Source organism: Isoptericola sp. S6320L, from assembly GCF_023015685.1.
GTDB lineage: Bacteria > Actinomycetota > Actinomycetes > Actinomycetales > Cellulomonadaceae > Isoptericola > Isoptericola halotolerans_A.
On record NZ_JALKAT010000002.1, the window covers coordinates 143,792 to 168,708 of the forward strand.

The 24,917-nt window shown below is 71.4% G+C and carries 25 protein-coding genes; 5 read left to right on the forward strand and 20 right to left on the reverse strand.

Annotated elements, in window-relative coordinates; translation table 11 throughout:
• Window positions 1–54: 54 nt before the first annotated feature.
• The 7 genes from MWU57_RS02150 to MWU57_RS02180 all read right to left on the reverse strand — a co-directional run bounded on the left by MWU57_RS02150 (window position 55) and on the right by MWU57_RS02180 (window position 8,968).
• Window positions 55–996 (reverse strand): NAD-dependent epimerase/dehydratase family protein, encoded by a 942-nt coding sequence (locus tag MWU57_RS02150; RefSeq protein WP_246906994.1) that lies wholly within the window; start codon window positions 994–996, stop codon window positions 55–57.
• Entirely contained in the window at window positions 993–1,907 is a 915-nt protein-coding gene (locus tag MWU57_RS02155) for a bile acid:sodium symporter family protein (protein ID WP_106269445.1), read from the reverse strand. Before MWU57_RS02155 ends, MWU57_RS02150 begins: the two co-directional genes overlap by 4 nt.
• The gene (locus MWU57_RS02160; protein ID WP_246906996.1) at window positions 1,904–3,271 is read right to left on the reverse strand and encodes an NAD(P)/FAD-dependent oxidoreductase; all 1,368 of its coding nucleotides are present in this window, start codon (window positions 3,269–3,271) and stop codon (window positions 1,904–1,906) included. The genes MWU57_RS02155 and MWU57_RS02160 overlap by 4 nt, the downstream gene beginning before the upstream one ends.
• 97 nt (window positions 3,272–3,368) lie before the next feature.
• Entirely contained in the window at window positions 3,369–3,971 is a 603-nt protein-coding gene (locus tag MWU57_RS02165; protein ID WP_246906998.1) for a GNAT family N-acetyltransferase, read from the reverse strand.
• Between the two features lie 42 nt (window positions 3,972–4,013).
• Complete coding sequence (locus MWU57_RS02170) at window positions 4,014–5,204, reverse strand: AI-2E family transporter (RefSeq protein ID WP_246907000.1); 1,191 nt, start codon at window positions 5,202–5,204, stop codon at window positions 4,014–4,016.
• A 51-nt stretch (window positions 5,205–5,255) separates the two neighbouring features.
• Window positions 5,256–6,041: an SDR family NAD(P)-dependent oxidoreductase gene (locus MWU57_RS02175; RefSeq protein ID WP_246907002.1), complete on the reverse strand. Its 786-nt coding sequence runs from the start codon at window positions 6,039–6,041 to the stop codon at window positions 5,256–5,258.
• A gap of 164 nt (window positions 6,042–6,205) precedes the next feature.
• Window positions 6,206–8,968 (reverse strand): AAA family ATPase, encoded by a 2,763-nt coding sequence (locus MWU57_RS02180; RefSeq protein WP_246907003.1) that lies wholly within the window; start codon window positions 8,966–8,968, stop codon window positions 6,206–6,208.
• A 276-nt stretch (window positions 8,969–9,244) separates the two neighbouring features.
• Between MWU57_RS02180 and MWU57_RS02185 the strand changes: the two genes are divergently transcribed.
• The gene (locus tag MWU57_RS02185) at window positions 9,245–9,874 is read left to right on the forward strand and encodes a hypothetical protein (protein ID WP_246907005.1); all 630 of its coding nucleotides are present in this window, start codon (window positions 9,245–9,247) and stop codon (window positions 9,872–9,874) included.
• A 54-nt stretch (window positions 9,875–9,928) separates the two neighbouring features.
• On the opposite strand, the gene MWU57_RS02190 is transcribed toward MWU57_RS02185, so the two are convergent.
• The 6 genes from MWU57_RS02190 to MWU57_RS02215 all read right to left on the reverse strand — a co-directional run bounded on the left by MWU57_RS02190 (window position 9,929) and on the right by MWU57_RS02215 (window position 17,590).
• On the reverse strand, window positions 9,929–10,666 hold the full coding sequence (locus MWU57_RS02190) for a flavodoxin family protein (RefSeq protein ID WP_374108512.1): 738 nt from the start codon (window positions 10,664–10,666) through the stop codon (window positions 9,929–9,931).
• A gap of 308 nt (window positions 10,667–10,974) precedes the next feature.
• Window positions 10,975–12,090 carry a PHB depolymerase family esterase gene (locus tag MWU57_RS02195; protein WP_246907007.1) on the reverse strand — a complete coding sequence of 372 codons (1,116 nt, stop codon included), beginning with the start codon at window positions 12,088–12,090 and terminating at the stop codon, window positions 10,975–10,977.
• A gap of 62 nt (window positions 12,091–12,152) precedes the next feature.
• A complete protein-coding gene (locus MWU57_RS02200; protein WP_106269438.1) occupies window positions 12,153–12,974 on the reverse strand; it encodes an ABC transporter permease in 822 nt (273 codons plus the stop codon).
• The gene (locus tag MWU57_RS02205) at window positions 12,971–13,906 is read right to left on the reverse strand and encodes an ABC transporter ATP-binding protein (protein WP_246907008.1); all 936 of its coding nucleotides are present in this window, start codon (window positions 13,904–13,906) and stop codon (window positions 12,971–12,973) included. The genes MWU57_RS02200 and MWU57_RS02205 overlap by 4 nt, the downstream gene beginning before the upstream one ends.
• A gap of 84 nt (window positions 13,907–13,990) precedes the next feature.
• Entirely contained in the window at window positions 13,991–16,759 is a 2,769-nt protein-coding gene (locus MWU57_RS02210; RefSeq protein WP_246907010.1) for an AAA family ATPase, read from the reverse strand.
• Between the two features lie 333 nt (window positions 16,760–17,092).
• Window positions 17,093–17,590: a DUF4260 domain-containing protein gene (locus MWU57_RS02215; RefSeq protein WP_246907011.1), complete on the reverse strand. Its 498-nt coding sequence runs from the start codon at window positions 17,588–17,590 to the stop codon at window positions 17,093–17,095.
• A gap of 143 nt (window positions 17,591–17,733) precedes the next feature.
• On the opposite strand from MWU57_RS02215, the gene MWU57_RS02220 reads away from it, so the two are divergent.
• From MWU57_RS02220 to MWU57_RS18535, 4 genes are all read left to right on the forward strand, one after another.
• Window positions 17,734–18,210 (forward strand): MarR family winged helix-turn-helix transcriptional regulator, encoded by a 477-nt coding sequence (locus MWU57_RS02220; protein WP_246907012.1) that lies wholly within the window; start codon window positions 17,734–17,736, stop codon window positions 18,208–18,210.
• A gap of 212 nt (window positions 18,211–18,422) precedes the next feature.
• Complete coding sequence (locus MWU57_RS02225; RefSeq protein ID WP_246907013.1) at window positions 18,423–19,181, forward strand: SDR family NAD(P)-dependent oxidoreductase; 759 nt, start codon at window positions 18,423–18,425, stop codon at window positions 19,179–19,181.
• Window positions 19,182–19,470: 289 nt separating this feature from the next.
• A complete protein-coding gene (locus MWU57_RS02230) occupies window positions 19,471–20,184 on the forward strand; it encodes a MerR family transcriptional regulator (RefSeq protein WP_246907014.1) in 714 nt (237 codons plus the stop codon).
• Between the two features lie 61 nt (window positions 20,185–20,245).
• Entirely contained in the window at window positions 20,246–20,380 is a 135-nt protein-coding gene (locus tag MWU57_RS18535; protein WP_374108515.1) for a toxin-antitoxin system HicB family antitoxin, read from the forward strand.
• 210 nt (window positions 20,381–20,590) lie between these two features.
• On the opposite strand, the gene MWU57_RS02235 is transcribed toward MWU57_RS18535, so the two are convergent.
• From MWU57_RS02235 to MWU57_RS02265, 7 genes are all read right to left on the reverse strand, one after another.
• Entirely contained in the window at window positions 20,591–21,088 is a 498-nt protein-coding gene (locus MWU57_RS02235) for a hypothetical protein (RefSeq protein WP_246907015.1), read from the reverse strand.
• Window positions 21,089–21,631: 543 nt separating this feature from the next.
• A complete protein-coding gene (locus tag MWU57_RS02240; RefSeq protein WP_246907017.1) occupies window positions 21,632–21,973 on the reverse strand; it encodes a transposase in 342 nt (113 codons plus the stop codon).
• Window positions 21,974–22,202: 229 nt separating this feature from the next.
• Window positions 22,203–22,463, reverse strand: a complete 261-nt coding sequence (locus tag MWU57_RS02245) for a type II toxin-antitoxin system RelE/ParE family toxin (protein WP_106269728.1) — start codon at window positions 22,461–22,463, stop codon at window positions 22,203–22,205.
• Complete coding sequence (locus MWU57_RS02250; RefSeq protein WP_246907020.1) at window positions 22,460–22,756, reverse strand: type II toxin-antitoxin system Phd/YefM family antitoxin; 297 nt, start codon at window positions 22,754–22,756, stop codon at window positions 22,460–22,462. Before MWU57_RS02250 ends, MWU57_RS02245 begins: the two co-directional genes overlap by 4 nt.
• Before the next feature lie 76 nt (window positions 22,757–22,832).
• On the reverse strand, window positions 22,833–23,522 hold the full coding sequence (locus MWU57_RS02255) for a flavodoxin (RefSeq protein WP_246907022.1): 690 nt from the start codon (window positions 23,520–23,522) through the stop codon (window positions 22,833–22,835).
• Window positions 23,523–23,593: 71 nt separating this feature from the next.
• Window positions 23,594–23,995: a cupin domain-containing protein gene (locus MWU57_RS02260; RefSeq protein ID WP_246907024.1), complete on the reverse strand. Its 402-nt coding sequence runs from the start codon at window positions 23,993–23,995 to the stop codon at window positions 23,594–23,596.
• Window positions 23,995–24,915, reverse strand: coding sequence for a helix-turn-helix transcriptional regulator (locus MWU57_RS02265; protein ID WP_246907027.1), 921 nt, complete (start codon window positions 24,913–24,915; stop codon window positions 23,995–23,997). The genes MWU57_RS02260 and MWU57_RS02265 overlap by 1 nt, the downstream gene beginning before the upstream one ends.
• Window positions 24,916–24,917: the final 2 nt, after the last annotated feature.

Genomic DNA, 24,917 nt, shown 5'->3' on the forward strand with positions numbered 1-24,917 from the left:
GCCCGGCGCCGGTCTCCTGCCCGCACGGGGGCAGGAGACCGGCGTCGCGGCGCTTCACGCACGCAGGGCGATCCACGCGTCGAAAGCCTCTCGGCTCGACAGGCGCGGGGCGTAGCCGAGAACGTCCTTCAACCGCGTGTTGTCCAGCACCGGCCGGTACCGCAGGAACCCGACGCGCTCCGGTCCGTGGACGGTCAGACCCAGCACGCGGCCCACCCGCAGGGCACCGGCGAGCACCGGTGCGGGGACGTCGATGGTCCTCTTGCCGAGCCGGGCGGCGATGTCCGCGACGGTCATCACACCGTCGCCGCACACGTTGAACGCCCCCGTGGCCCCGCCGGTGGCGCCGGCGACGATCGCCCCGGTGACGTCGTCCACCCAGGCGAACACGAACGGCCCCTCGCTGCCTCGCACGCGCAGCAGCCGCGGCGCGTCCCACAACGCGGTGATCTGGTTGGCGACCCCCGGTCCCAGGATCGTGCCGATCCGCAGGACCACCTGCCCGAGCTCCGGGTGCTCCGCTCGGAACGTCGCGAGCAGCTCCTCGACGAGCCGCTTGTGCCGGGAGTAGGTGAACTCGTCGTTGCCGCGCAGCGCGTCGTCCTCGCTCAGCGGCACCCGGTTGTCGGCGTGGTAGCCGTAGGCGGCGCCCGACGACGAGACGACCACCCGCCGCACGCCGCCGGCCACGCACGCCTCCAGCACGTGCCGGGTGCCGTCGACGTCCACGCGCCGCTCGGCCGCCTCGTCCAGGGTGCCCGGGTTCACGATCGCCGCGAGGTGCACCACCGTGTCGATCCGGTGGTCGGCGACGGCCTGCTGCACCGCCGAGGCGTCGGTGACGTCGAGCGTGACCGACGTGACGCCGTCGGGCGCCCGGGACGGCGGACGCAGGTCGGCCGAGACGACCGTGGCGACGCCGTCGTGCGCCGCGAGCGCGGCGACCGCGTGCGAGCCCAGGAAGCCGGAGCCGCCCGTGACGAGGACACGCTTCATGCCGCCACCTCCGCGCGGGCCCGGGTGCGTCGTGCCCACACCGTGGCGAGCGCGAGCCCGGCGATGATGTCCCACACGCCCCACCAGCCGGCGACGACGGCCATGCCGCCGATGCCACCGAAGAACGTCATGACGAGACCCAGGCCGAGGGCCGCGTTGCGGATGCCGACCTCGAAGGTCACGGCCTTGACCTCGCGGGTCTCGAGCCTCCCGGCCCGGCCGGCGAGGTAACCGAGGCCGAGCGCGACGGCGTCGTGGAGGAAGACGGCGACGAGGACGACCCCGACCCAGCCGACGAAGACGGAGAAGTTGCCGGCCAGCGCGGCCACCACGAAGCCGATCAGGGCGAGGATGCTGACGACGTGCACGGGCTTGTGCACGGCCGCGGCGACCGCGGGCCAGCGGGTGCGCACGAGCAGTCCGGCGGCGAAGGGCACGCCGATGATCAGCACGATGTCGAGCATCATCTCGACCGGGTCGAGGCTGACCTCGGCCAGGATGTCGCGGCCGGTGGGGTGCAGGCTGCCCCACAGGGCGATGTTGAGCGGCATCGCCACGAGGTAGAGGGCGTTGCCGACCGCCGTCAGGGACACGGAGAGCGCCACGTTGCCGCCGGAGCGGTAGGTGAGGATCTGCGAGACGTTGCCGGGTGGGCAGCACGCGACGAGGATCATGCCGAGCGCGATGGAGGCCTGCACGCCGAGGGCGAGCGTCAGGCCGAACGTGACGGCGGGCAGCAGGACCACCTGGGCGAGCAGGGCGAGCACGGCGGCGCGCGGTGCCTGGCGCAGCACCCGGAAGTCGGCCGGTGAGGTGTCCAGGGCGATGCCGAGCATGATGAGGGCGAGCACGATGTTGAGCGCCACCAGCGAGCCCGGCGAGAAGTTCACGACGACGTCGTCGATGTTCATCGCCGGTCTCCGCTCTTAGGAGCCGTCAGGTCCCGGACGTAGCCGCGCACGGTGCGGCGGTAGGCGTCCTTGTTGACGTAGTAGCTCATGCGTTCCAGCCCGAGATAGCGGTAGCCGCCGGTGAGGTCGGGCCAGCGTCCGGCGACCCGGCGGCGGAACGCCTCGACACGCTCGCGGGCCGCGACGTCGCCGTCGTCCGCCGCGGCCTGCGCGGCGAGGAGTCGCGCGACCAGCTCGGCCTGCTCGGCCCGGCCCTGCCACCCGATGCCGGAGGCCTCGAGCATCCCGACGACGAACAACCCGTTGAAGGACGGCGGCACGATGTTGCAGAACAGCTCGGGTGCTCCCCCGGAGCCCGGACCGTCCCAGGCGAGGTGCTTCGGGTCGACGAACGGGTAGTCGAGCCGGTAGCCGGTCGCGAGCAGCACGAGGTCGTAGGTGCCGGTGGTGCCGTCCACGAAGTGCACGGTGTCGCCGTCGAACCGGCGGATGTCCTGGCGCACCTTCAGGTCACCCTGACCGGCGTGCTGCAGCACGAGCGAGTTGACCACGGGGTGGGACTCGTAGATCTTGTGGTCCGGCGCGGGGAAGCCGAACCTTTGCGGGTCACCGTTGAGGAGCATCAGGACGCGGGAGTCGACGGCCTGCTTGATCTTCGCCGGCAGGGGGCGCCCCTGGTTGAGGGTGTCCGTGGGCCGCCCGAGCAGGTAGCGCGGCACGAACCAGTAGCCGCGCCGCACCGACAGGTCCACCGAGGCGGCCCGGTGGACGGCGTCCACGGCGATGTCGCACCCGGAGTTGCCGCCGCCGACCACGAGGACCCGTTTGCCGGCGAAGACGTCGGCGCTGCGGTACTCGCTCGAGTGCAGCAGCTCGGCGGTGAGGTCGCCGTCGAACGTCGGCACGTTGGGCTCGGCGAGCGTGCCGTTGGCGATGACCACGTGGCCGACGTGCTCGACCGTCGTCGCGCCGTCGGGCCCGGTGCTGTGCACGTGCCAGCCCGAGGCACCGCTGGCGTCGTCGTCGGCCGGTTCGACCGCGACCACCCGGGTGCCGAAGCGGTAGTGTCGTCGCAGGTCGAAGACGTCGGCGTAGGTACGGAAGTAGCGCAGCAGCTCACGGTGGCCCGGGTAGTCCGCGCTCGAGTCCATCGGCAGCTCGTCGAACTGCGTCGTGGTGCGGGACGAGATGAGGTGCGCCGAATCGTACACCGTGGACCGCGGGTTGTCGATGTCCCACAGACCGCCGACGTCGTCGTGCGCCTCGTAGCCGACCAGGTCGAGCCCGGCCCGATCCAGTGCACGGGCGGCCGCCAGGCCCGAGGGGCCCGCACCGATCACCGCGACCCTGCGTTGCAGCGCCATCGCTCCACTCCCTGCCGTCCGGTGCGCCCGGCCGTCCGGGCGCGGCACGGAGTCTACGAGGTCCGGCGAGGTGCGAGTGCCCGACCGACTCCCCGGATCAGGACCGCGGGGCCTCGGCGGGCCACGGCTCCGCCGGCTCGCGCGGGTCGCGCGGCAGCAGCGACGCCATCCACGAGTCGCGCAGGACGCCGCGCTGGGGGCCGTAGCGGCGCAGCGTGCCCTCGAACCGGAACCCCAGCTTCCAGGCGACACGTCGCGAGGGCCAGTTGCCGACGTACGCCTGCCACTGCAGACGGGTCAGGCCCAGCCCCTCCGGGTCCAGCGCCCAGTCGGCCGCGAGTCGCGCGGCCGCCGTGGTGAGACCGCGGCCACGGGCGTCCGGTGCGGTCCAGTAGCCGATCTCCCCAGCCTGCTCCTGTCCCGGCGCACCCGCCGTCCGGGTGATGCCCATCATGGCCAGGACCGGGCCGTCCACGCTGCCCGGCGCCCGCACGGCCCAGGTGAACATGGTCTCCTCGGCCCAGCCGGCGGGGACCATCCGCGTGAGGAAGCCCTCGGCGTCGGCGCGCACGTACGGGGACGGCACGACGGTCCACGCGGCGATCTCCGGGTCCGCGCACACCTCGGCGACCCGGTCGACGTCCGCGGCGGTCGGGACGGACAGCGTGACGTGCGCGTCGCGCAGGACGAACGGTTCCATGCGCGCATCCTGCCAGCCCGCACGGCCCGCGACGAACAGCCCTCAGGCCTGCGGGGGCGGTTGCCGAGGCCCGACCGGATCCGCCGTGACGCCGTCCTCCCCCGGGTCGGCCACCTCCGCCCGACCGCCCGGTTCCGGCGGGTCGGGACTGCCCTCGTCGGCGTCGGCGGGCAGCGGGACCGGCGGGTCCCCGCGGAGCGTGGAGAAGACCGTCCACACGACCGCGACGAGCGGCACGGCGACGACGGCCCCCAGGATCCCGGCGAGCACCGTGCCCGAGAGCACCGCGACCGCGACGACCACCGGGTGCAGCGACACCTGCTTGCCCATGATGAGCGGCTGCAGGACGTGCCCCTCGAGCTGACCGATGGCCGCGATGCCGAGGGTCACGATGAGCGCCGTGACGAAGCCCTGCGCGGCCAGGGCCACCACGGCGGCGATGACCATCGCGAGCGGGGCACCGATGATCGGGATGAATGCGCCGATGAGCACCAGGACGGCCAGCGGGGCCGCGAGCGGGACGCCCAGGATCTGCAGGAGGACGAAGGCGAGGACGCCGTCGATGAACGCGATGATGACCGTGCCGCGGGCGAACCCCGAGAAGGAGTACCAGCCGGCTCCCGCCGCGTCGTGCCACCTCCGGCGCTGTCGAGCAGGCACCTGCCGCAGGAACCAGCGCCACATGCGGTCGCCCGAGTGCACGAAGAACACGGTGCAGAAGATCGCCAGGGCGAAGACCATCAGTCCCTCGACCACCGAGCCGGCGCGTTCGGCCGCCTGCCCGGCCAGGTCCTCCGCGTTGTCCGCCAGCCACTGCTGTCCCGCGTCGATCCACTCGTTGAGCTGTTCGCCCGTGACCGACAGGCCGAACGGCAGGTTCTGCAGCGAGTCGAGGATCTGCTCCACACCGGAGTCGAACTCACCCGCCAGCCGCGACCACTGCCCCGCCACGGAAGCGACGACGTAGGCCATCAGCCCGCCGAAGACGACCACACCGCTGAGCAACGCGAACAGCGTCGCCAGCACCCGGGGCAGGGCGCGGGCGTAGAAGTCCGCCAACGGGCGGAACACCGACGTCAGCACCAGCGCGAGGAAGACCGCGACGAAGACGACCTGCACCTGCGTGGTCGCGTACACCACGAGCGCGACCGCGGCCACGACCGCGACGAGGCGCCAGGACCAGCCGCCCGTCGTGCGCAACCACTGCGGGACGTTCTCGACGGACTCGCTCACGGCCGCTCCCTCCGGGGTCGGGGTGGTGCCCAGTGTGCTGCCCGGGGGGCCTCAGTGCACGGAGAACCCGCCGTCGACGTGGATCGACTGCCCGGTGACGTAGGACGACGCGGCGCTCGCGAGGAAGACCGCCGCCCCGGCGAAGTCGTCGGGCACGCCGTTGCGGCCCACGAAGGTCCGCTCCGCGAGCGCCGCGACGCGCTGCGGGTCGCCCTGCAGACGCTGGTTGAGCGGGGTGAGCACGAACCCGGGCACGAGGGTGTTCGCGGTGACGCCCCGGACCGACCACGCCTCCGCCTGGGAACGGGCCAGCGACTCGAGACCACCCTTGGAGACGCCGTAGACCCCGCTGGTCACGAAGGCCCGGTGCGCCTGCTGCGAGCTGACGTGGATCAGTCGGCCGTAGCCGCGCTCGGCCATGCCGGGCGCGAACCGTTGGCCGAGCCAGAAGGGCGCCTCGAGGTTCACCGCCATCGTGGTGTCCCAGACGGTCTCGTCGATCTCCGCCATCGGCGGACGCAGGTTGATCCCGGCGCTGGACACCACGACGTCGGGCTCGCCGAAGGGTTCGACGACGGCGTCCGCGACCGCTCGGACTCCGCTCCGGGTGGAGAGGTCGCCCTGCACGGCGGCGGCGCGGCACCCGGCCGTCGTGAGCTCGGCGACGGTGTCGTCCAGCGCGGCACGCCCCCGGGCCACGACGACGACAGCGGCGCCCGCTCGGGCCAGCGACGTCGCGATCGCCCGGCCGATGCCTGAGCTGCCGCCGGTCACGACGGCGGTGCGCCCGTCCAGGGAGAAGAGCTGGCAGAGATAGTCCTGGATCGCGCGGTTCACGCCAGGAGGCTACCGGGCGCACGATCCTCGCGTCGTGCTGGGCCAGGCCGCGGCGTGCCAGGTCCGACGAGCCCGCGCGGCGATCGCCGTGCTCGAGGACATGAACTCTGAGGAGGAGGGAGATATCAGCCACCGTGCAGCAGCCCTCTCCGCGCCGACGTCCGCTATTCGCGCAGCAGACCCAGTCGTCCGTCCTTGAGCTGTCGGCGAGAGGTGATGCCGAGCTTGCGGAAGATGTTCCGCAGGTGGGCTTCGATCGTGCGAGGGCTGAGGAACAGCTGGGCGCCGGCTTCTCGGGAGGTGGCGCCCGTGGCCACCAGTCGCGCGACGTGCAGCTCTTGCGCCGTGAGGGCGTCGGTGGGCCGAGGGCTGCGTTCGCGTGCATGTTCGCCGGTGGCGCGCAGCTCGCGGGCGGCGCGCTCCGCGAACGCCTCCGCGCCCATCTCCGACAGCACCTCGTGGGCCGTGCGGAGCTGTTCGCGCGCGTCCCGGCGGCGGCCCTCGCGGCGCAGCCACTCGCCGTAGACGAGGTGTGTGCGGGCGAGATACCCGACCATCGTGCTGCCGCTGAGCTGTCCGATGCCCTCGAGATAGTGCACCTCGGCGGCGCGACCCGAGGTCACCAGACCTCGTGAACGGGCGGCGAGCCCCAGCGCCCACGGGGTGCCACTTGCTCGGGCTCTCGCGTCGAGCTCTTCCAGTGCCACCAGGGCATGTTCCGGCCGGCCGGCACGGCACGCCGCCTCGATGAGCTCGGGCAGCGCCAGGTTGGTGGGGTTCAGCGCGTCGGACTCGCACGCCCGCGCCGCAGCATCCTGCGCGGCGGTGTAGTCGCCCAGACCGTTGTGCAGCACCGCCAACGCGTACTGCGCGAGGGATACCTCGGTGCCGCGCACACGGTCGGCGGCGTCCCGGGCGACGGTCGTGGAGATCCCCACGACCTCGTCCGGACGACCGCGCCAGGCAGCCAGGACGAGCTGCGCGTGGGGCAGGGGGACGGCCCCGGTCGCGGCGGCGATCGCTGTCTGCTCGGCAGCCAGCTCACCGGCCCGCTCGAGCTCACCGCTGAGCGTCATCGCGACGGACTGGAACAGGAGCGCGGCGGGCAGGGTGACGAGCGCACCGGCATCGCGAGCGAGCCGTACGTGGCGCGTGGCCAACGCGTGCAGGCTCTCGTCGTCGAAGAGCACGCTCGCGGTGCGGCTGGCGTGCGACAACCAGCGTCGGTCGTCGTCACCGCGCGCTCCCCCTGCGTCGAACTCGTCAGCACGGAACGCTTCCAGTGCGCGGCGCAACGCGGGCACGGCCGCCGCGTAGCCCTGGGTGAACGTCGCCACCAGCCCGTCGAGCAACAGGTCGGACGGCCCCGGCGGCTCGGGCGCGGGCGGTGCAGCGCGGGCAGCGTCGGCAATCTCACGCACGCCATGGCCAGGTCCCCCGCCCGTGATGATCGCGGCGTCGAGAGCGTGCAGATAGGTCTCTCGGGCCAGCGCGACATCATGCGGCGTCAGCATCCGTGCCGCGTCCAGCAGCATCCGGGCCGCGTCGCCGAGCCGTGTCAGGTAGAACTCGATCCGCGCGCGCAGCAAGGCGAGGTGGGCGCGCTGCACGGCGTCGAGCGGTCCGACGTCGACCCTCGCCAGCAGCTCGCGAGCCTCCTTGGAGGCTCCCGCCTCGTGCAGGGTGTCGGCGGCCTTCAGCGCGCGTGCCGTCCGGCTCTCTGACGAGGGGGTCAGCTCGAAGGCGTGCTGCAAGAACGACGCCGCGGCCGCCATACCCCCGCGGGCACGGGCCCGATCAGCGGTGCGCTCCAGCTCGGCGGCGACCTCCTCGTCGGTGCCCATCGCCGCCTGCGCGCGGTGCCATGCGCACCGGTCCGGGTCGGACCGCGGGTCGGTGGCGGCGGCAAGCGCGGCGTGTGCGCGGCGACGGTCCGGCGGTGTGGCCGTTCGGTAGACCGCCGAGCGCACCAGCGGGTGCCGGAACCGCACCCGGGTACCGACCTCCAGCAGGCCGACCTCCTCCGCGGGGCCGGCTGCCTCAGGGGGGATCCCCAGCTCGTCGGCCGCGCGCCACAACGTCGCTGCGTTGCCGGTCGGTTCGGCCGCAGCGACCAGCAGCAGCAGCTGCGTCTCGGCTGGTAGGTCCCGCGAGCGTTGGCGGAAGCCCTCCTCGACGCGGCGGGGAACGCTCATGGCGTCCGGCAGGCCGAAACCACCGGCCAGCTGCGCCAGCGGCACGCTCCGCGGCAGCTCCAGCAGTGCCAACGGGTTGCCGCGCGCCTCCGCGACGATCCGATCGCGAACCCCGTCGTCGAGCGGAGTGCGGACCGATGCGGCCAGCAGGTCTTGCGCGTCGGCCTCACCGAGCCCCTCGAGGCGGAGCTCGGGCAGCCCGGCGAGCGGGTGGGTCTCACTCCTGGCGTGGTCTCGCATCGCGAAGACCAGCGCGACGCGTTCGGCCGCCAGGCGTCGAGCCACGAACGCCAGGACCTGCGCGGACGCCTGGTCCAGCCACTGCGCATCGTCGACAAGAGTCACCAGCGGCCTGTCCTCGGCGGCCTCGGCCAACAGGTTGAGGGTCGCCAGCCCGACCAAGAACTTGTCCGGAGTCGCACCCCCGTGCAGCCCGAACGCTACGCCCAGGGCGACCTGCTGCGGTTCGGGCAGTGCCAGCGCACGGTCCAACAGCGGTGCACACAGCTGGTGCAGGCCGGCGAACGCGAACTGTGTCTCGGACTCCGCACCGACCAGGGACTCGACCTGGAGACCTGCGGAGGCCGCGGTGTGCCGAAGGTGTTCCAGCACCGCGGTCTTCCCGATGCCCGCCTCACCGCGCACCACCAGCGCCCCGCTGCGCCCGGCACGTACCTCGGCCAGCACACGTTCGACGGCCTCGCGCTCGGCGCGTCGGCCCAAGAGGTCCACCAGGTCCACCATCTTTCCGGGATACGCGCCGGACCAGGTGATTATCACCGATGCGAACCGCGGCCGCCAGGTACTCGGCAGGCGCGGGGTGGGCGCGAGGGGCGAGAAAGCCGGGGCTTTCACCGACGCGAGAACACCGCGACCCGGGCGAGCCTGCTGACACGGCAGCCGACCAGGCTGCCGGAGGTTTTCGGCCCGTCGAACGGGCTCCTCGGGCCGGGGGTCGGCCGCACCGCGGGGCCGCCGACGCCTGTGGACACGAAAGGAGACGACCCGATGCCCACTCCTTCGGTCCTCGACGCCGAACGTCTCACCATCGCCTACGGTGAGGTGACCGACGAGTTCCTGCTCGGCCTCGCGGGAATCGCCGCGACCCTCGTCGGCACCTTCATCGTGGCCGTGTTCTTCTACCTCGACTCAGCGTTGCACCGATCGCGCGGCGCCGCGGGCAGCACGCCGGACCAGTACATGCGGGCCGGCGCCCGGTGGGTGCTCATCGCCTACAGCCTGCCCCTCTTCGTCGCTCTCGCCCTGGCCGGTGCGGCGCCCGTCTGGGGGGCCGTTACGTTCTCGTTGTTCGCGGCGGCACTCGTGGTCGCCACCGTCGACACGACCCGTCGCATCCTGAAGAAGGGCGCGACGAGAAAGTCCCCTGCTCTGGCCGCGAACGAGGTCGCCACCTCGCTCGCGGTGGTGGCTCTGGCTGTCCTGCCGTGGGTCCTCGGCGGTTGGAGCCCGTCGCCGAGCGACTTCGTCCCCTCGCTGCTTCTCGCCCTCGCCATCGGCTTCACCAGCACCGCGATGGTCATCATGTCGGTCTTCGACGCAGCGAAGGTGTCGGCGCCCGCTCCGGAGCCCGCGGCGCCGTTGCGGGGCTCGGCGTCCCGTCCGCGGCGCCGGCCATGAGGGCACCATCGTTGCTGGGGGGGCACCGGCCACCGCACCGATACCGGTCCTCGCCTACCGGTGCTCGGGGTTGTCCTGGTCCGGTGCACAGCCCGCGTCCCACTCGCTGCGTCGGTTGCCGTACGCCGGGATGCCACCCGCGGCGCGCAGCAGGGCCGCGACGTGCATCAGGTTGTAGGTCATGAAGGTGGTGTTGCGGTTGGTGAAGTCGTTCTCGGGGCCACCCGACCCGGGGTCGAGATAGGAAGGCCCGGGCCCGACCGGCCCGATCCAGCCCGCGTCGGCCTGCGGGGGGATGGTGAAGCCGAGGTGCTGCAGGCTGTAGAGCACGTTCATGGCGCAGTGCTTGATGCCGTCCTCGTTGCCGGTGATGACACAGCCGCCGACGCGTCCGTAGTAGACGTACTGCCCGGCCTCGTTCAGCGCACCGGAGCAGCCGTAGAGCCGCTCGATCACGCGCTTCATCACCGAGCTGTTGTCTCCCAGCCAGATCGGCCCCGCGAGGACGAGGATGTCCGCGGCCAACACCTTGTCGAAGATCTCCGGCCAGCCGTCGGAGTTCTCACCGTGCTCGGTCATGTCCGGCCACAACCCGATCGCGATGTCGTGGTCGACTGCCCGGACGACCTCGACCTCGACCCCGTGCTCCGCCATGATCCGCGTGCTGACACCCAGCAACCCGTCGGTGTTGCTGGGCTCCGGCGAGCGCTTCAGGGTGGCGTTGATGACCACGGCACTCAGACCGTCGAACCGTGGCGGTCCAGCGGTGGCGTCCGATCGCACCCTGATCACGGCTCCCGATCGTCGACGAGCCCGGCGAGGTGCGACATCTCCGCCGCGACCCCGTCGTGCTGCCTGCCGGTGTCGGTCGCGGTGACCTCGGTACACATGGGTGTGAGCCCCTTCTCGCGCGGTTCAGCAGGTCGGGCGGACTCGGTGCCGGAAGCCCGGGCCTCGTTCCCAGCGTGCTGTTCCGCGTGAGGCCTTCGCATCGGTGAAGATCACCGACAACGCCCGATGAAGGAGGCGCTCCGAACGCTGGTGTGCCCGGCTCCCGTCGAGCTGCTGGAGTCGGGGCCCACGATCAGGTGGCTGCCCGGTCAGCGATCGTCGTGGAGCTGGGCGAACTGCCAGGCGATCTCGGTGGCGTCGGGGCCGGCGGTGTCGGTGAAGATGCCGGCGGCGCCGGGCGTGGACCAGGCGTGGGCGAGGTCGTCGGCATACACGTACTCGATCAGGACCTGCCCGTCGGGGTCGCGGTAGGTGGTCTGCGCGTACTCGTAGCGGTCCCCCGTGGCCGGGTGGACGATCGTGTCGGGGACGAGCTCCGGGCTGCCGTCGAGCGCGTCGTCGACGACCAGGTCGACGACCGTGCGCCAGTGCTCCACCAGCCGCTGACCGACGACGGTCGGCACGACGTCGTCGCTGCCGCCCTGCACGATCAGCAGCGGCACGGCGCGGGCCTGCTCGCCCATCTGCGCCCAGGCCTGCCGTCCGGTGACCGACGGCGGAGTGGCGTCCGGGTCGTCCGGGTCGACCTGGTTCAGTCCGTACTCGCCGCCGGCCACCGAGGTGACGGTGGCGAACACGTCCGGGTAAGTCGCACCGAGGATCACGGCGGTGCCCGCGCCGGACGAGGCGCCGGAGACGTGGACGCGCTCGGGGTCGGCGCCGTAGCGTTCGACGACGTCGCGGGCCACCCCGGCCAGCAGCGCCGCCTCCCCGCTGCCGCGGACCTGGTTGCGCGGGTCGTCGGAGTTCCAGCAGTTGATGCGGTCGGCGAACATGCGCTGGGTCGGGTAGACGACGATGAACCCCGCACGGTCGGCGAGCGCGTCGAACTGCGTGGATCCCTTCATCGAGTTCCACCCGTACCCGGTCATCCCGCACCCGTGGATCGCCATCATCACGGGCAGTGCCGTGCCGCCGTCGTGCTGCGGCGGCAGGTGCACCTGGTAGCGCTGGCGGGTGCCGTCGGCCGCGACGTGCACGTGGTCGTGGTCGCCTGGGCCGCTCCACCACGGCAGGCCGAACTGGAACACCAGGGTGAGCACCGTCACCGTCGCCGCCAGGAGCCCGACGACGCCGCCGACCACCCACACCCGCCGGCGCCGGCGCCGGCGGAGGGCAGGCTGCTCAGGCCCGCCCACCGGCGCAGATCCGCCCGCCGTCTCGTGCGCGGGCTCGGGATCCGCCTCGGGTGAGGGCGCAGTCATGGGGTTCTCCCTTCGATGGTGCGATCCGTCGGACCGGAGTCGAGCCCGTGGCCCCCGGGGGCTCATGCGTCCCGACGGCGCAGCAGCAGACCGGCGACGGCGAGCAGCGCCGCCACCCAGCCGACCAGGACGAGAGCGCCGTGCCAGGGCTCGCCGACCCAGGCGCCGTCGACCGACGGTGCGGACAGGTCCACCCAGCGCTGAGCCGCCGGGTAGGTGAAGAGCAGCTTGCCCGCGACCGTGGGCAGCAGGACTGCGAGGTTCTCCGCCCAGGCCGGGGGGTCGACGCCGAGCAGCAGGCTCAGCGCGACCGGTGCGGCGAGCAGGAGGCCGAGCGAGATCGCGATGCCGCCGGTGGTGCTGCGCACCAGTGCACCGATCCCGAACGCGATCAGGGCCACGAGCACCAGGTAGGTGACACCGCCGAGCACGGCGAACCAGTAGTGCGGGTCGTCGAGGTGGACGTCGACGTCGTTGCCCGCCAGCAGCCCGGTCGAGACCGGCACGGCGACGGCGAACGCGGCGGTGGCCACCGCGAACGTGGCACAGGCCAGCACCAGCGCCTTGGCGCCCAGCACCGGCAGCCGGGTCGGCACAGCCGTCAGGCTGTTGCGGATGGTGCCGGTGCCATACTCCCCGGCGATCATCAGCACTCCGAGCACCGCGACCACCAGGGCACCGAAGTCGGTGCTCACCGTCACCACGTACACGCCGAGGTCCTGCATCGCGTCCTGGGAGACGACGCCCGGTACGCCGTAGAAGCTCACCGACGAGGAGACCTGCGCTGCGACACCGATGGTGACCGCCGCCAGAGCACCCAGCGCCCACCACGTGGAGCGCAAGCTGCGCAGCTTGACCCACTCGGAGACGACGACGGCGCTCATCGGGGCATCTCCCTCGCGATGCGACGGGTGCCGGTGGAGCGGTACTCGACGTCGTCGCGGGTGAGCTCCAGATAGGCGTCCTCGAGGGAACGGGTCACCGGGGTGAGCTCGTTGACCACGATCCCGGCGCCGGCGGCGACCTGCGCGATGCGTGGCGCGCCGAGCCCGGCCACCGACAGCAGGTCGGGTGGGGTGCGGGTGACGGTCGCCCCCTCCGCCCACAGCAGGGGGGTGAGGGTGGCGACCTGCGGGGTGCGCACCTGGACGGTGTCCGCATCGGCACCGGCGACCAGGTCGCTCATCGGCGCGTCGGCGACCACTCGACCCCGCCCGAGGATGATCACGTGGTCGGCGGTCAGAGCCATCTCCGTCATCAGGTGCGAGGAGAGGAGCACGGTGCGCCCCTGGGCTGCAAGGTCGCGCAGCAGCCCGCGCATCCACACCACACCGTCGGGGTCGAGCCCGTTGACCGGCTCGTCGAGGATCAGGGTGTCCGGGTCGCCGAGCAGCGCTCCAGCGAGTCCCAGCCGCTGACGCATACCCAGCGAGTACCCGTCCACGTGCTTGCGCGCCACCGCATCGAGCCCCACGGTCGCGATCACCTCGTCGACCCGCCGCGCGCCGATCCGGTGCGTGGCGGCGACAGCGAGCAAGTGGTTGCGGGCGCTGCGGCGCGGGTGCACCGCCGAGGCGTCCAGCAACGCGCCGACGCGGTGCAGCGGGGCACGGAGGCGCGCGTACGGCGTGCCGTCCACGGTCACGCGGCCGCCCGAGGGGTGGTCGAGCCCGACGATCATCCGCATCGTCGTCGACTTGCCGGCGCCGTTCGGGCCGAGGAACCCGGTGACGACGCCGGGACGGACGGTGAAGTCGACGCCGTCGACCGCCGTCGTGGCGCCGTAGCGCTTGGTCAGGGACTGCGCCACGATCACGGGCGGTCCCACTGTCTGGTCTGCATGGCACCACGGGACACCGTGTTGCCGCCACAGGGTCAAGGCGCCCCGGCGGCACGACGGTCACGTCAGGGGCAGGCCGCGCAGCTCGCGGCGGGAGGTGATGGCGAGCTTGCGGAAGATGGCCCGCAGGTGGGCCTCGACGGTCCGTGGGCTCAGGAAGAGCTGCGCGGCCACCTCGCGCGAGGTAGCGCCGGTGGCCACCAGCCGTGCCACGTGCAGCTCCTGGGCGGTGAGGTCGTCGGTGGGCTTCTCCGTGCGTCTGCGCGGATGCTCGCCGGTGGCGCCCAGCTCGCGGGCAGCGCGGGCCGCGAAAGCGTCCACTCCCATCCCTGTCAGCATCTCGTGCGCGGTGCGCAGCTGTTCGCGCGCGTCCTGCCGGCGCCCCTCGCGGCGCAGCCATTCGCCGTAGACCAGGTGGGCGCGGGCCACGTGAGTGGCCATCCGGCTGCGTCCGAGCTGGTCGATCGCCTCCCGGTAGTGCTCCTCGGCGTCCGGCCCGGTGCTCAGCAGCGCTCGCGACCGCGCGTACAGCCCCAGCCCCCACGCGGTGCTGCTGGCCTGGGCCCGCGCCCTGAGCTGTTCCAGCGCCGCGTCGGCCCGTCCCGGCTCGCCGGCGTGGACGCCCGCCTCCACGAGCTCGGGCAGCGCGATGCTGGCGAAGGTCAGCTCCCCGCGCTCCACCGGCGCGCTCGCCGCGGCGAGAGCCTCACCATAGTTACCCAACCCGTTGTGCAGCGCGGCCATGGCGACGTCGGCCAGCCCGAGCGTCGCGCCTTCTCCCCTCCCCGTCGCCTCGGCCACCATGGTTGCGTGCAGCGCGGTCGTCTCCGCCTGGCGTCCCTGCCAGGCGGAGAGGATGAGCCGGGCATTGGGCAGCGGTGGGGCGCCGGTCGCGCTCCGGATCGCGCTCTCCTCGGCCACGAGCTCGGCCGCACGGCCCAGGTCGCCGGTGAGCACCAGTACCGAGGAAAGAGCGTTGAGGGCCGCCGGGAGCCGCGACAGCGCCCCGGCCTCGCGGGCGAGGCGCGCGTCGAGGTCGGCGAGCACGTACACGGCGTCGTCGTCCCACAGCGTGGCCGCGACCTGGCACGCCAACCACAGCCGGCGGCGGCTGCCCTCGTCCAGACCGACGCCCTCGCCCGGCCCTTCGACGCTGACGCCACCGCGCAACGTGTCGAGAGCACGGCGTAGCGTGGGCACGCTCGCCTCGTACCCGTGGGTGAACATGGTGGTCAGACCGTCGAGCAGGAGGTCGACCGGCCGGGTGGGCGACGATGCCACGGGCGCCGCCCGGGCGGCGCCCGCGACCGCAGCCATCGTCCAGTCACCTCCGAGGCGCCCGGCGTGGAACGACGCCTCGAGCGCCTGCAGGTAGGTGTCGCGTGCGAGCTCCGGGTCCAGCGGGGCAAGCGTCCTGGCAGCGTCCAGCAGCATCCCCGCACCCTCGCTGCCGCGCGTGGTGTGGAACTCGACCTGGGCGCGGAGCAGCTTGAGGCGCCCCCGTCCGAGAACGTCGAGCGGGCCCGCCGCGGCGACGGCGAGGAGCCCGGTGGCGGCCTGGGACGCACCCGCCTCGTGCTTGGCCTGCGCCGCGTCCAACGCCCGGGCGGCGCGGACGGCCGGCTCGGGCGTCAGCGCGGCCGCCTGCTCCAGCAGGGCCGCGGCAGCGGCCACCCCGCCCCGGGCGTGCGCGCGGCTCGCGGATCGCACCAGCTCTGCCGCGACGTCCTCGTCGGTGCCCAGCACCGCCTGGGCCCGGTGCCAGGCGCGGCGGTCGGGGTCGACATCCGGGTCGGTCGCCTCGGCCAGGGCCTGATGTGCCCGACGGCGGTCGTCGCCCCTGGCCGCCTGGTAGACCGCCGAGCGCACCAACGGGTGGCGGAAGCGCACCTGGGTGTCGATCTCCACGAGCCCGGCGTCCTGCGCGGGGGTCACTGCCTCGCGAGCGATCCCGAGCCGTGAGGCGGCGTGCCACAAGACCGTCGCCTGCCCGGTCGGCTCCGCTGCGGCGACCAGGAGCAGGAGCTGGGTGTGCGCCGGCAGGCCGTGCGCACGCCGTCGGAAGCTCTCCTCGATCCGGCGCGGGACGTCGAGGGCGTCGGGTCGCTCGAACCCGCCGGCGAACCACGCCGAGTGCCCGTTGCCGGGTGGCTCCAGCAGGGCCAGGGGGTTCCCGCGGGCCTCGGCGACGATCCGCTCGCGCACATTCTCGTCGAGCGGCGCCGGGACACCCGAGGCCAGCAGCGTGCGGGCCTCGGGTTCCGCCAGCCCGTCCAGCCGCAGCTCCGGCAGCCCGATCAGCGGGCTCGGTATGTCACGGCCGTCGTCGTCACGGATCGCGAACACCAGTGCGAGGTGTTCGGCGCCCACCCGGCGGGCGACGAACCCGAGCACGTGCGCGGACGCCTCGTCCAGCCACTGCACGTCGTCCATCAGGCACAGCAAGGGCTGCTCCTCGGCGACCTCTGCCAGCAGGTTGAGCACGGCCAGCCCCACCAGGAACCGGTCCGGCGCCGGGCCGGCCGCTTGGCCGAACGCCACCCCCAGTGCCATGCGCTGGGGCTCGGGCAGGGCGCCCGCACGTTCCAGCGCCGTCGCGCACAGCTGGTGCAGGCCAGCGAACGCGAACTGCATCTCCGACTCGGCGGCGGTCGCCCGGTCCACCCTGAATCCCCAACCAGCGGCCACGTCACCAGCGTGCTCCAGCAGCGCCGTCTTCCCGATGCCGGCCTCGCCACGCACCACCAAGGCCGCGCTGCGGCCCGCCCGCGCGTCCGAGAGCAACCGATCGACCGCCGCCGCCTCGGCGCGCCGTCCCAGGATCCTCACCAGCTCCGCCCTTCGTCCGCCCGGTCCGCCGTCGTCGCAGACCGGGTTCGGCAAGGTCCCCCCACAAGGTCATTCTCGCCGATGCCAGATGCGGCGACCAGAGGGTTCACCCGCCGGGTGCAGCGGCCAGGACGTGGCGGCCCGACCGCACCAGAGTTCGCCGCCGAGCCGCCCGAGGTCCGCGTGGTGATCGCGCGCGAGGGCGCACCGATGTCGGCCGCGCCGGGCCCCCGCCCCCCCTGCTCCTGAGAGGTGCCTGCCGTCGCGGTGGACGGCCGGTGTCCCCGGTCGTGCGTGCGGTTCGCGCCATGGGTGCCGCGTCGCGGCATCGCGTCACCGGGCGTTCGTCCCGGCGTCCTTGCCGATCCAGCCCAGGTGGGTGTGCGTGAACGCGTCAGCCAGCTTCAGGCCGTACCCGAGCGCCCGGTCGAGGCCCACGTGGAATGCCCAGGCGAGCGCGACCAGGCCCAGCCACCGGGACAGCGTCGGAGCACCGGTACCGGCGACGAGCCCCGCGACGGCCAGGGTCAGCGGCCAGACGTAGGTGTGGACGGCGTTATAGGTGGCAGCGCCGGCGGCCGGCGACCGCAGATAACCGACCATCGACAGGTCGAACGCCAGGAAGACAGCCAAGGGGAACCACCACAACCCCGGCTCGATCGCGAGCGTCCCGGCCACCGCCAGCACGACCACCAGCCCGTTCTCGATCCGCTCGATCGTCGCCGGCCGCAGACCGCCACGCGCCGCACCGTCTGTCGTGGTGCTCAGGTCGGTGTCACTCATGGGGCCATCGTCGTCGACCATTCGCGCCTCCGCGTCGGTGATCTTCACGTACACGACGAGCCTGCGAGCGACCTGGCGACTCGTCGAGCTGGCGGGATCCGATGCGAAGAGCGGTTTTCACCGGCGTACTCCGAGGGCCGGCGCCACGCCGACGCCCGTACGATTCACGTGTCAACGACTGAGGAGGAGCCATGGATCATCCCCGGCGCCGGCAGGTTCCCACGCATGACGAGCTGGCGGCCTGGCGGTTGCACATCGAGACCTTCGAGATCGTCCGCGCGCGCATCGAGGCCCGGCTGCACGACGACTCGGGGCTCTCGGGCGGGGACTATCGGGTGCTCCTCGCGCTCAGCGAGGCGGACGGCCGGGCGATGCGGTCCTCCGAGCTCGCCGCGCACATCGAGTGGGAACGCAGCCGTCTGTCCGGACACCTCGGCCGCATGGAGCGGCGTGGCCTGGTGCGTCGTGAACCCTGCGCGGAGGACGCTCGGGGCTCGCGCGTCGTGCTCACCGAGGAAGGTGCGCGCGCCTTTCACGCCAGCACCCTGCCGCACCTTCGCGCGATCAAGGACGTGTTCGTCGACGCACTCACCCCCGAGCAGCTCGCGCACCTGCGCGACGCCGCGGCAGCGATGCGCCGCCACCTGCATCTCGACGAGCGGTCATGAGCAGCCAAGCCGCTCAGACCGTGTGATGGGCGGGCGCCTCACGGGGAGAGTCAGTGTGCTCGCGGCCCTTGACATGGTCCCCACCACAGGGTCTGTGCTTGACGGATCACCGACCACATCGGGGATCGGCTGATCGTCGGCAGGGAGCACAGCTCCTCCTGTCGACCGGTCGGAGTCGCGCGTCCCCTGTCCGAGAAGAGTGAGGTCCCACCATGGCACTGCCCCGTCAGCGTGTTGCCATCGTCACCGGCGCCGGGAGCGAGCACGGCATCGGCTTCGCTGCGGCCCGTCTTCTCAGCGCCGCCGGAATGCGTGTGGTCGTCACCTCGACGACCGAGCGCATCTTCGATCGCGTCGACGAGCTGCGAGCCTCGGGCGGCGAGGCGGAGGGAGTCGTCGCTGACCTCAGGGAGCAGAGCGGCGTCGACGCCGTGGTCGCTCGTGCGCAGACCGCCTACGGCAGCGTCGACGTGCTCGTCAACAATGCCGGCATGACCTCGATATCCGATCGGGACCCCGGTGCCGCAGTCGCTCGTTGGCACGCGTCGCTGGAGCGCAACCTGACCACGACGTTCTTGATGATCCGCGCGGTGGTCGGAGGGATGCAGTCCGCGGGCTATGGCCGGATCGTCAACGTCTCGTCGGTGTCGGGACCGGTTGCCGCCTATCCAGGAGATGTCGCCTACCACGCGGCGAAAGCAGGAATCGTCGGGCTTACTCGAGCGGTCGCGATCGAGACCGCTTCGAGCGGTGTCGTGGTCAACGCCGTCGCGCCGGGTTGGATCGACACCGCGTCGGCGTCCGACCACGAGCGCGCCATGGGCGCGGCGACTCCCGTCGGACGCTCAGGTAGCTCCGAGGAGGTCGCGCACGTGATCGCATTCCTCGCCGCGGAAGGCGCGTCATACATCAGCGGCCAGCTCATCACCGTCGACGGGGCCAACTCGATCAGTGAGGAGCGCGGGCTCTGAGCCTCGCGCCGCACCTCGACCGGAAGAGATCACCCACCGAGGCCGTCCGAGCGATCGGACGAGATCCGCGAACCCTCCGTCCAGAGGGTCGGGAGGTATCGAAGCCTGTCAGCGGCGGGTACCCGTCCACGTTTCACCACGTGCCGTGCGTGCACCGGTATACGTACCGGATCGGGCAGATTCTACCGAGACGCAGGGTACCTGAGGTACGCGTCACCCGCTGTGGCCGGGGTGGAACCAGTGAGTTCCACCGATGCGAAGCGCGGTCCGGCGCGGCGAGCCTGACGACATGACGTGGAGCACACGTGAGCTCGCAGACCTCGCCGGCACGACAGTCAACACCGTTCGGCACTATCACGCGCTCGGACTTCTCGACGAGCCCTCACGCAGGTACAACGGGTACAAGCAGTATCGCGTCCCCCACCTGGTCCGTCTGCTACAGCTCCGGCGTCTCGCCGAGCTCGGAGTTCCCCTCGCGCAGATCGGCGCCCAGGACGGGAGCGGCCTGAAGGACGCGCTGCGGAGTCTCGACGCCGCGCTGCACGACGCGATCGAGCGGTCCCAGCGAGCGCGAGCCGACATCGCGGCCATCCTGCACGCCGATGCTCCGGTGGACACCCCCCACGGGTTCGAGTCCGTGGCAGCGCGGCTGTCCGAGACCGACCGTGCTCTGATCCACGTCTGCACGCAGCTCTACGACCCCGATGCGGTGGCGCACCTGCGCAGGATGGTCATGGCGGAGCCTCCCGCCGTCAGCGCCAAGTTGGCCGCACTGCCCCCCGATGCGAGCGACGCGATCCGAGAACGCCTGGCTGGGGAGGTCGCACGCGTCGGCGCCAACTGGCGCTCCACCACCTGGCCCTGGCTGCACGCGGCTGCCAAGCAGACCCTGGTCCAAGCGCTGGCGGAGTTGTACAACCCGGCGCAGCACGACGTGCTTCGCCGCGCCGCGGCCGCCGCCCACGAGCAGCCGGACGTGGCAGATCACCAAAGAGCGAGCTGAGGTACGCCTCTCGCATGCGCGTCGAGAGCACGACCTTGCGGCCGAGCCGGTCCCCCAGCCGCTGTCCGAGCGCACCTGCTCCGGCGAGTTCCGCGTGCGGATCCCGCCGCGGACCCACCGCCGGCTGGTCGAGCTGGCGGCCGACGATCGCATCTCGCTCAACCGTCAGGACTTCGACCGTCTCGCCTCAGCCTGATCACGACGAAGCCCTCTTCTCCAGCGGCGCGTCCCGGGTTCGATGGGGCCGGTTCTCACCCGCGTCGGTGCCATACGACCTGGACCGAGCATCACCGCCGAGACGAACCTGCCCAAGCTCGGGTCGTAGTAGCGCGCCCCGATCGCCTCCAGCCCCGTAAGTTCTGCACGCCTATCCAAGCAACGACGACCGCGCGATCCGCGGCACCGGCTACCAAGTCGACGGATTCGGCAGCGCAACAGAAAGCGCGACCGAGATGATGCCCGCCAGCACAAGGCCGGCAATTGAGGACCCGATCATAAAATTAGGATCGCCTTCGAGATCAACGGATCTAGTCGGAGATCCGCTTGCCGCATGAAGCTTCCTCAACCGATAGTAAATTACCGCTGAAGAGGTGAGTGCGACAACCACTGGGGCAAGCACCACCCAATACTGCAGCGGCTCTAGATACCAAGGGAAGTCGAGAACTCGAACCGCGAAACCGACTACTAGCAGCCCCGACGCCCCAATCATCACCATCCCAAAGGCGGCAAGATCAAGCATTGTTCGATATGCCTGTTCGGGATCGCGCGCTACCGAGGACCAAGCGAAGGGCGTCTCGCCATCTGCATGGGCGTGGCGCCAAGATGGGACAAGACGTTTAGCGATCAATCTGAGCGTCCATAGACTGATGAGCACTTCCATTCGAAATACGTTGATGAACCGCACCATTACTCCCTCAATGCCGAGGAGGATACCGTTTGGGTAGCCGTCATGTGCGCGGCCGCAAACGCCCCGTGCGGATGGAAGGCTACCTGGTCCACATACCGCCATGCTCGCCTCAGAGAAACCGAAGCGCGCTCGCAACGTCCAGAGGAAGCTGTCGCATCACGCACCCCCAAGTGTGGCCGGCCCGCAGCCTGCGCTGCTTTCCGAGTCGCCCATACGGGCTTACCCGCCGACATCGTCAATCTCGATCCGCGCGTCAACAGTCCTCCTGCTCCGAAAGTCGCGGCGGAAACCAGGTTCAATGCAGCACCCCCACTATCGCCCTGATAGTACTCGACCGCGGCAAGACTAAGGGATATCCCTGCTCCCGAGATCCCGCAGATCTAGACAGATCGGTGTGAGTAGCGCCAACCCGGTAGCAGCAAAACCTGCATAGCTCTCGATCCTATCCCACGTCAACCATCCCGCGTTGGCATCTTCTTCAGCTTGCTGTCGCCCGCGTCGCTTCTCGTCGCCTCGCGCTTTGGCTGCGGCACGCTCGCCTCAGCCCTTGTATGTCCGGTCGACATTGACGTCGGCGCAAGTATTCTTCGGATTCGAGAAGAACCAGACCGCTCGGTCGGTGTAGTTGTGCCGGACCTTGACCGTCTTGCCCGTCCGTTCCTCACGGACCGTCTCGACGCACGGACTCGCCTTGGCGCATTGGTCGCCGACATCGATCTCGGCCTGCTGGACCCAGCCGCGCAGCGTCTCGGAATTGAACCCGAGCTGCTCACCGACCCGCGCCAACGCGCCCTTGCGGGTCGCCGGGTCACCCCGCGGATCGACCGCCATCCGGATCGCCCACTCCCGAAGCTCGTCCGGGTACTTTCTCGGTGCTGCCATGACTCTCATCCTTCCCGGGGAATGAAAGCCTCCAACCGACCCGTCACGAGACAGAGGCTCTCGGCAAGCTCCCACTGGTCAGGGAGTGTTCCCGACGGGAACAGCGGACCGAGGCGCAGAGGACCTCGCACGGCTCGGTGGCTTCGCGGGGCCGAACCCGCTCGTCCGAGGCCATGCACAGGCTGGCCGACTAGGGCTCGGGCCGTGCGCACGCGAGCCCGGGTGGGTACTACTCGTACACCTCGCGTCTGTGGGCGACTCGCACGACGCGGACCAACACGACGTCGTCCTCGATCTCGTAGATGACGCGATGGTCGCCCACCCGGATGCGCCACGCGTCTCGGCCGACGAGCTTCTTGCATCCGCTCGGACGCGGATCGCCGGCAAGCTGGTCGATGGCGGCTGAGATGCGTCGGCGGACCTGCGCGTCAAGCTTGCCGAGCTCCTTCAGAGCACGCCGCTGGATCTCGAGGCGGTACGCGCCGGTCACAGGCCGAGCTCGGCCTTCGCCTGCTCCCACGGCACGTTCTCGCTGTCGTCCTCGGCCTTGGCCTCGTCGTACTGCAAGCGGTCGTTCAGATCCTCCAGGCGTTCGAGCAGCTCAAGATCCTCCATCCCGATAATGGCACCGGCCGGCTTCCCGTTCTTCGTCACGACGATGCGCTCATGCGCATACCGCGCGCGAGCCAGCAGCTCCGCCAGACCTTCGCGCAACTCTCGGGTCGAGACGCTTGCCGTGGCCGACTCGGGGGCCCACTCCGCCGGGCGTTCCATCGTGTCCATGCACATAATGTACCACTTAGACATGATGACTTTTGTGTACACCGCGTACTGTGTTTGGCCCCGCGAGCGGCAACACCTATTCCATGAGGCCGGCCGCAGTGAGCCAGTCGTCGAGTTGCGCGCCGGCGTCAGCGACGGTTTCGCCGCGGACTGCGAGGCCTGTGCCGACGGGCGAGTCGGGCAGGGCGTCGCGGTAGTCCGCGTCGATGCCGGACATGCCGGAGACGGCGTAGGTGACGAACGGCAGCACCACCTTCTGCCGCAGGTCGACGCCCTCGACGAAGGTGGACATGATCATCGGTGCACGCACGTTCCACACCGGGCTGCCGAGCAGTACCACGTCGTATCCTGCGGCGTCCGGGAGCGTGCCCGCGATCGCGGGTCGCGCGTCGTCGAGCTGCTCCTGCTGGTTGCGCTCGACCGTGGGGTCGTAGGCGTGCGGGTACGGGTCATCCTCTCGGATCTCATAGGCGTCGCACTCGATCCGGTCGGCGATCATGCCGGCGAGGACTGCGGTGTTCCCGACCTCGAGGTCTCTGCGTCCCCCGTAGTAGTAGTTCTCGCCGCCGCGGGAGAAGTACACCAGCAGCACGTTCGTGGGGACCTGGGACGTCTCGGGGTTCGCTGCGGTGGGCGATCGGGTGTCGGGGCCGGTCGTGCTCGGCGCCGGGTCGGGGGCCGCGGTGCACGCCGCGGCCAGGGCTGCGGCACCGGCCAGGCCGGCTCTCAGCAGGGCCCTGCGGGTCGGTTCACGCGTCGTCGTCATGCCTTCAGGCTCGTGCTACCTGGCGCGATGTGGGAGTGGCGGCCGTGCCGGGTACCGGCAGGGCCTCCCAGTCAGCGGGCGCCGTACTCGGCGTCGGTGAGGTGCTCCAGCCAGGTCGTGGTGCCGGCGGGGTCGTCGGCGCTCTCGAGCATCGCGAGGTGCTCCATGAAAGCGTCCGGGGCGGCGCCGTGCCAGTGTTCCTCGCCCGGCGAGCAGTACACAGTCTCCCCCGCGCGTGCCTCGATGACGCTCCCGTCTCGGCTGCCGAACAGGGCGACGCCGGACGTCACGTGCAGCGTCTGCCCGCGGGCGTGCGAGTGCCACGCGGTGCGGGCACCGGGTGCGAAGCGCACCAGGGCCACGGTCATGCGCTGGTCGCCGTCCTGCGGCGACGCGACGGGGTCGAGCCACACGTCGCCGGTGAACATCTCGGGAGGGTTCTTGGTGGTGGCGGGCTGCGGCAGCTTGCGCATCAGTCGTTGGTCCTCTCGTGGGCGGTTGCGGTCTCGGAATGGTCGGGCAGCGTCGTCGCCGCCCACGACGCGAGCAGCTTGAGTCCGTCGTCGGACGGTGAACCGGGCTGCGCGGTGTAGACGTTCAGCCGGAGTCCGGCGTCGGCCTCGAGGGTCAGTCCTTCGTACTGGAGCTCTAGCCGCCCCACGCCCGGGTGGAAGAACACCTTGGTGCCGGTGCGGTGCAGGCGCACGTCGTGCGAGGCCCACAGCCGCCGGAAGTCCTCGCTGCGGGTCGACAGCTCGCCGACGAGTGCTGTGAGGTGCTTGTCGTACGGGTTGCGTCCGGCTTCGGCGCGCAGAATGGCGACGGCATCGTGCGCGATCCGCTCGTAGGCATCGCCCCAGAACGCCCGGGCAGGCTCCGGGTCGAGGAACTGGAACCGTGCAGAGTTGACGGGCTTCGTGGCGATCCGTTCGGGCGAGTCGTACAGCGGCGCGTACAGGGCACGGCCCATGAGGTTCGCGCCGAGCACGTCGAGGCGCCCGTTGCGCACGAACGCGGGCGCGCCCTGCATCGAGTCCAGGATGCGCTGCACCACCGGGCGCAGCGAGGGTGCCTGGGTGCTGCGGGCACGGGATCGGGCGGCGCCGGAGGCGTTGGCGGCCCGCGCGAGGTGGAACAGGTGGGTGCGCTCGGCCTCGTCGAGCTGGAGGGCCTGCGCGAGGGCTTCCAGCACCTCCTCGGACACGCCGGAGAGGTTCCCGCGTTCGAGGCGCGTGTAGTAGTCGACGCTCACGCCCGCGAGCATCGCGACCTCCTCGCGGCGCAGCCCGGGCACCCGCCGGTTGCCGCCGTAGGCGGGCAGGCCGGCCTTGTCGGGGGTGATCCGCGCCCGGCGGGTGGCCAGGAACTCACGCGTCTCAGCTTTCAGGTCCATGC

Excerpts from the sequence above, each read along its gene's own strand:
- MWU57_RS02230 (WP_246907014.1), top strand. The coding sequence starts at position 19,471 with ATGACGTGGAGCACACGTGAGCTCGCAGACCTCGCCGGCACGACAGTC.
- MWU57_RS02265 (WP_246907027.1), bottom strand. The coding sequence starts at position 24,915 with ATGGACCTGAAAGCTGAGACGCGTGAGTTCCTGGCCACCCGCCGGGCG.
- MWU57_RS02220 (WP_246907012.1), top strand. The coding sequence starts at position 17,734 with ATGGATCATCCCCGGCGCCGGCAGGTTCCCACGCATGACGAGCTGGCG.
- MWU57_RS02255 (WP_246907022.1), bottom strand. The coding sequence starts at position 23,522 with ATGACGACGACGCGTGAACCGACCCGCAGGGCCCTGCTGAGAGCCGGC.
- MWU57_RS02250 (WP_246907020.1), bottom strand. The coding sequence starts at position 22,756 with ATGGACACGATGGAACGCCCGGCGGAGTGGGCCCCCGAGTCGGCCACG.
- MWU57_RS02260 (WP_246907024.1), bottom strand. The coding sequence starts at position 23,995 with ATGCGCAAGCTGCCGCAGCCCGCCACCACCAAGAACCCTCCCGAGATG.
- MWU57_RS02225 (WP_246907013.1), top strand. The coding sequence starts at position 18,423 with ATGGCACTGCCCCGTCAGCGTGTTGCCATCGTCACCGGCGCCGGGAGC.
- MWU57_RS02185 (WP_246907005.1), top strand. The coding sequence starts at position 9,245 with ATGCCCACTCCTTCGGTCCTCGACGCCGAACGTCTCACCATCGCCTAC.
- MWU57_RS02165 (WP_246906998.1), bottom strand. The coding sequence starts at position 3,971 with ATGGAACCGTTCGTCCTGCGCGACGCGCACGTCACGCTGTCCGTCCCG.
- MWU57_RS02155 (WP_106269445.1), bottom strand. The coding sequence starts at position 1,907 with ATGAACATCGACGACGTCGTCGTGAACTTCTCGCCGGGCTCGCTGGTG.
- MWU57_RS02200 (WP_106269438.1), bottom strand. The coding sequence starts at position 12,974 with ATGAGCGCCGTCGTCGTCTCCGAGTGGGTCAAGCTGCGCAGCTTGCGC.
- MWU57_RS02195 (WP_246907007.1), bottom strand. The coding sequence starts at position 12,090 with ATGACTGCGCCCTCACCCGAGGCGGATCCCGAGCCCGCGCACGAGACG.
- MWU57_RS02150 (WP_246906994.1), bottom strand. The coding sequence starts at position 996 with ATGAAGCGTGTCCTCGTCACGGGCGGCTCCGGCTTCCTGGGCTCGCAC.
- MWU57_RS02240 (WP_246907017.1), bottom strand. The coding sequence starts at position 21,973 with ATGGCAGCACCGAGAAAGTACCCGGACGAGCTTCGGGAGTGGGCGATC.
- MWU57_RS02160 (WP_246906996.1), bottom strand. The coding sequence starts at position 3,271 with ATGGCGCTGCAACGCAGGGTCGCGGTGATCGGTGCGGGCCCCTCGGGC.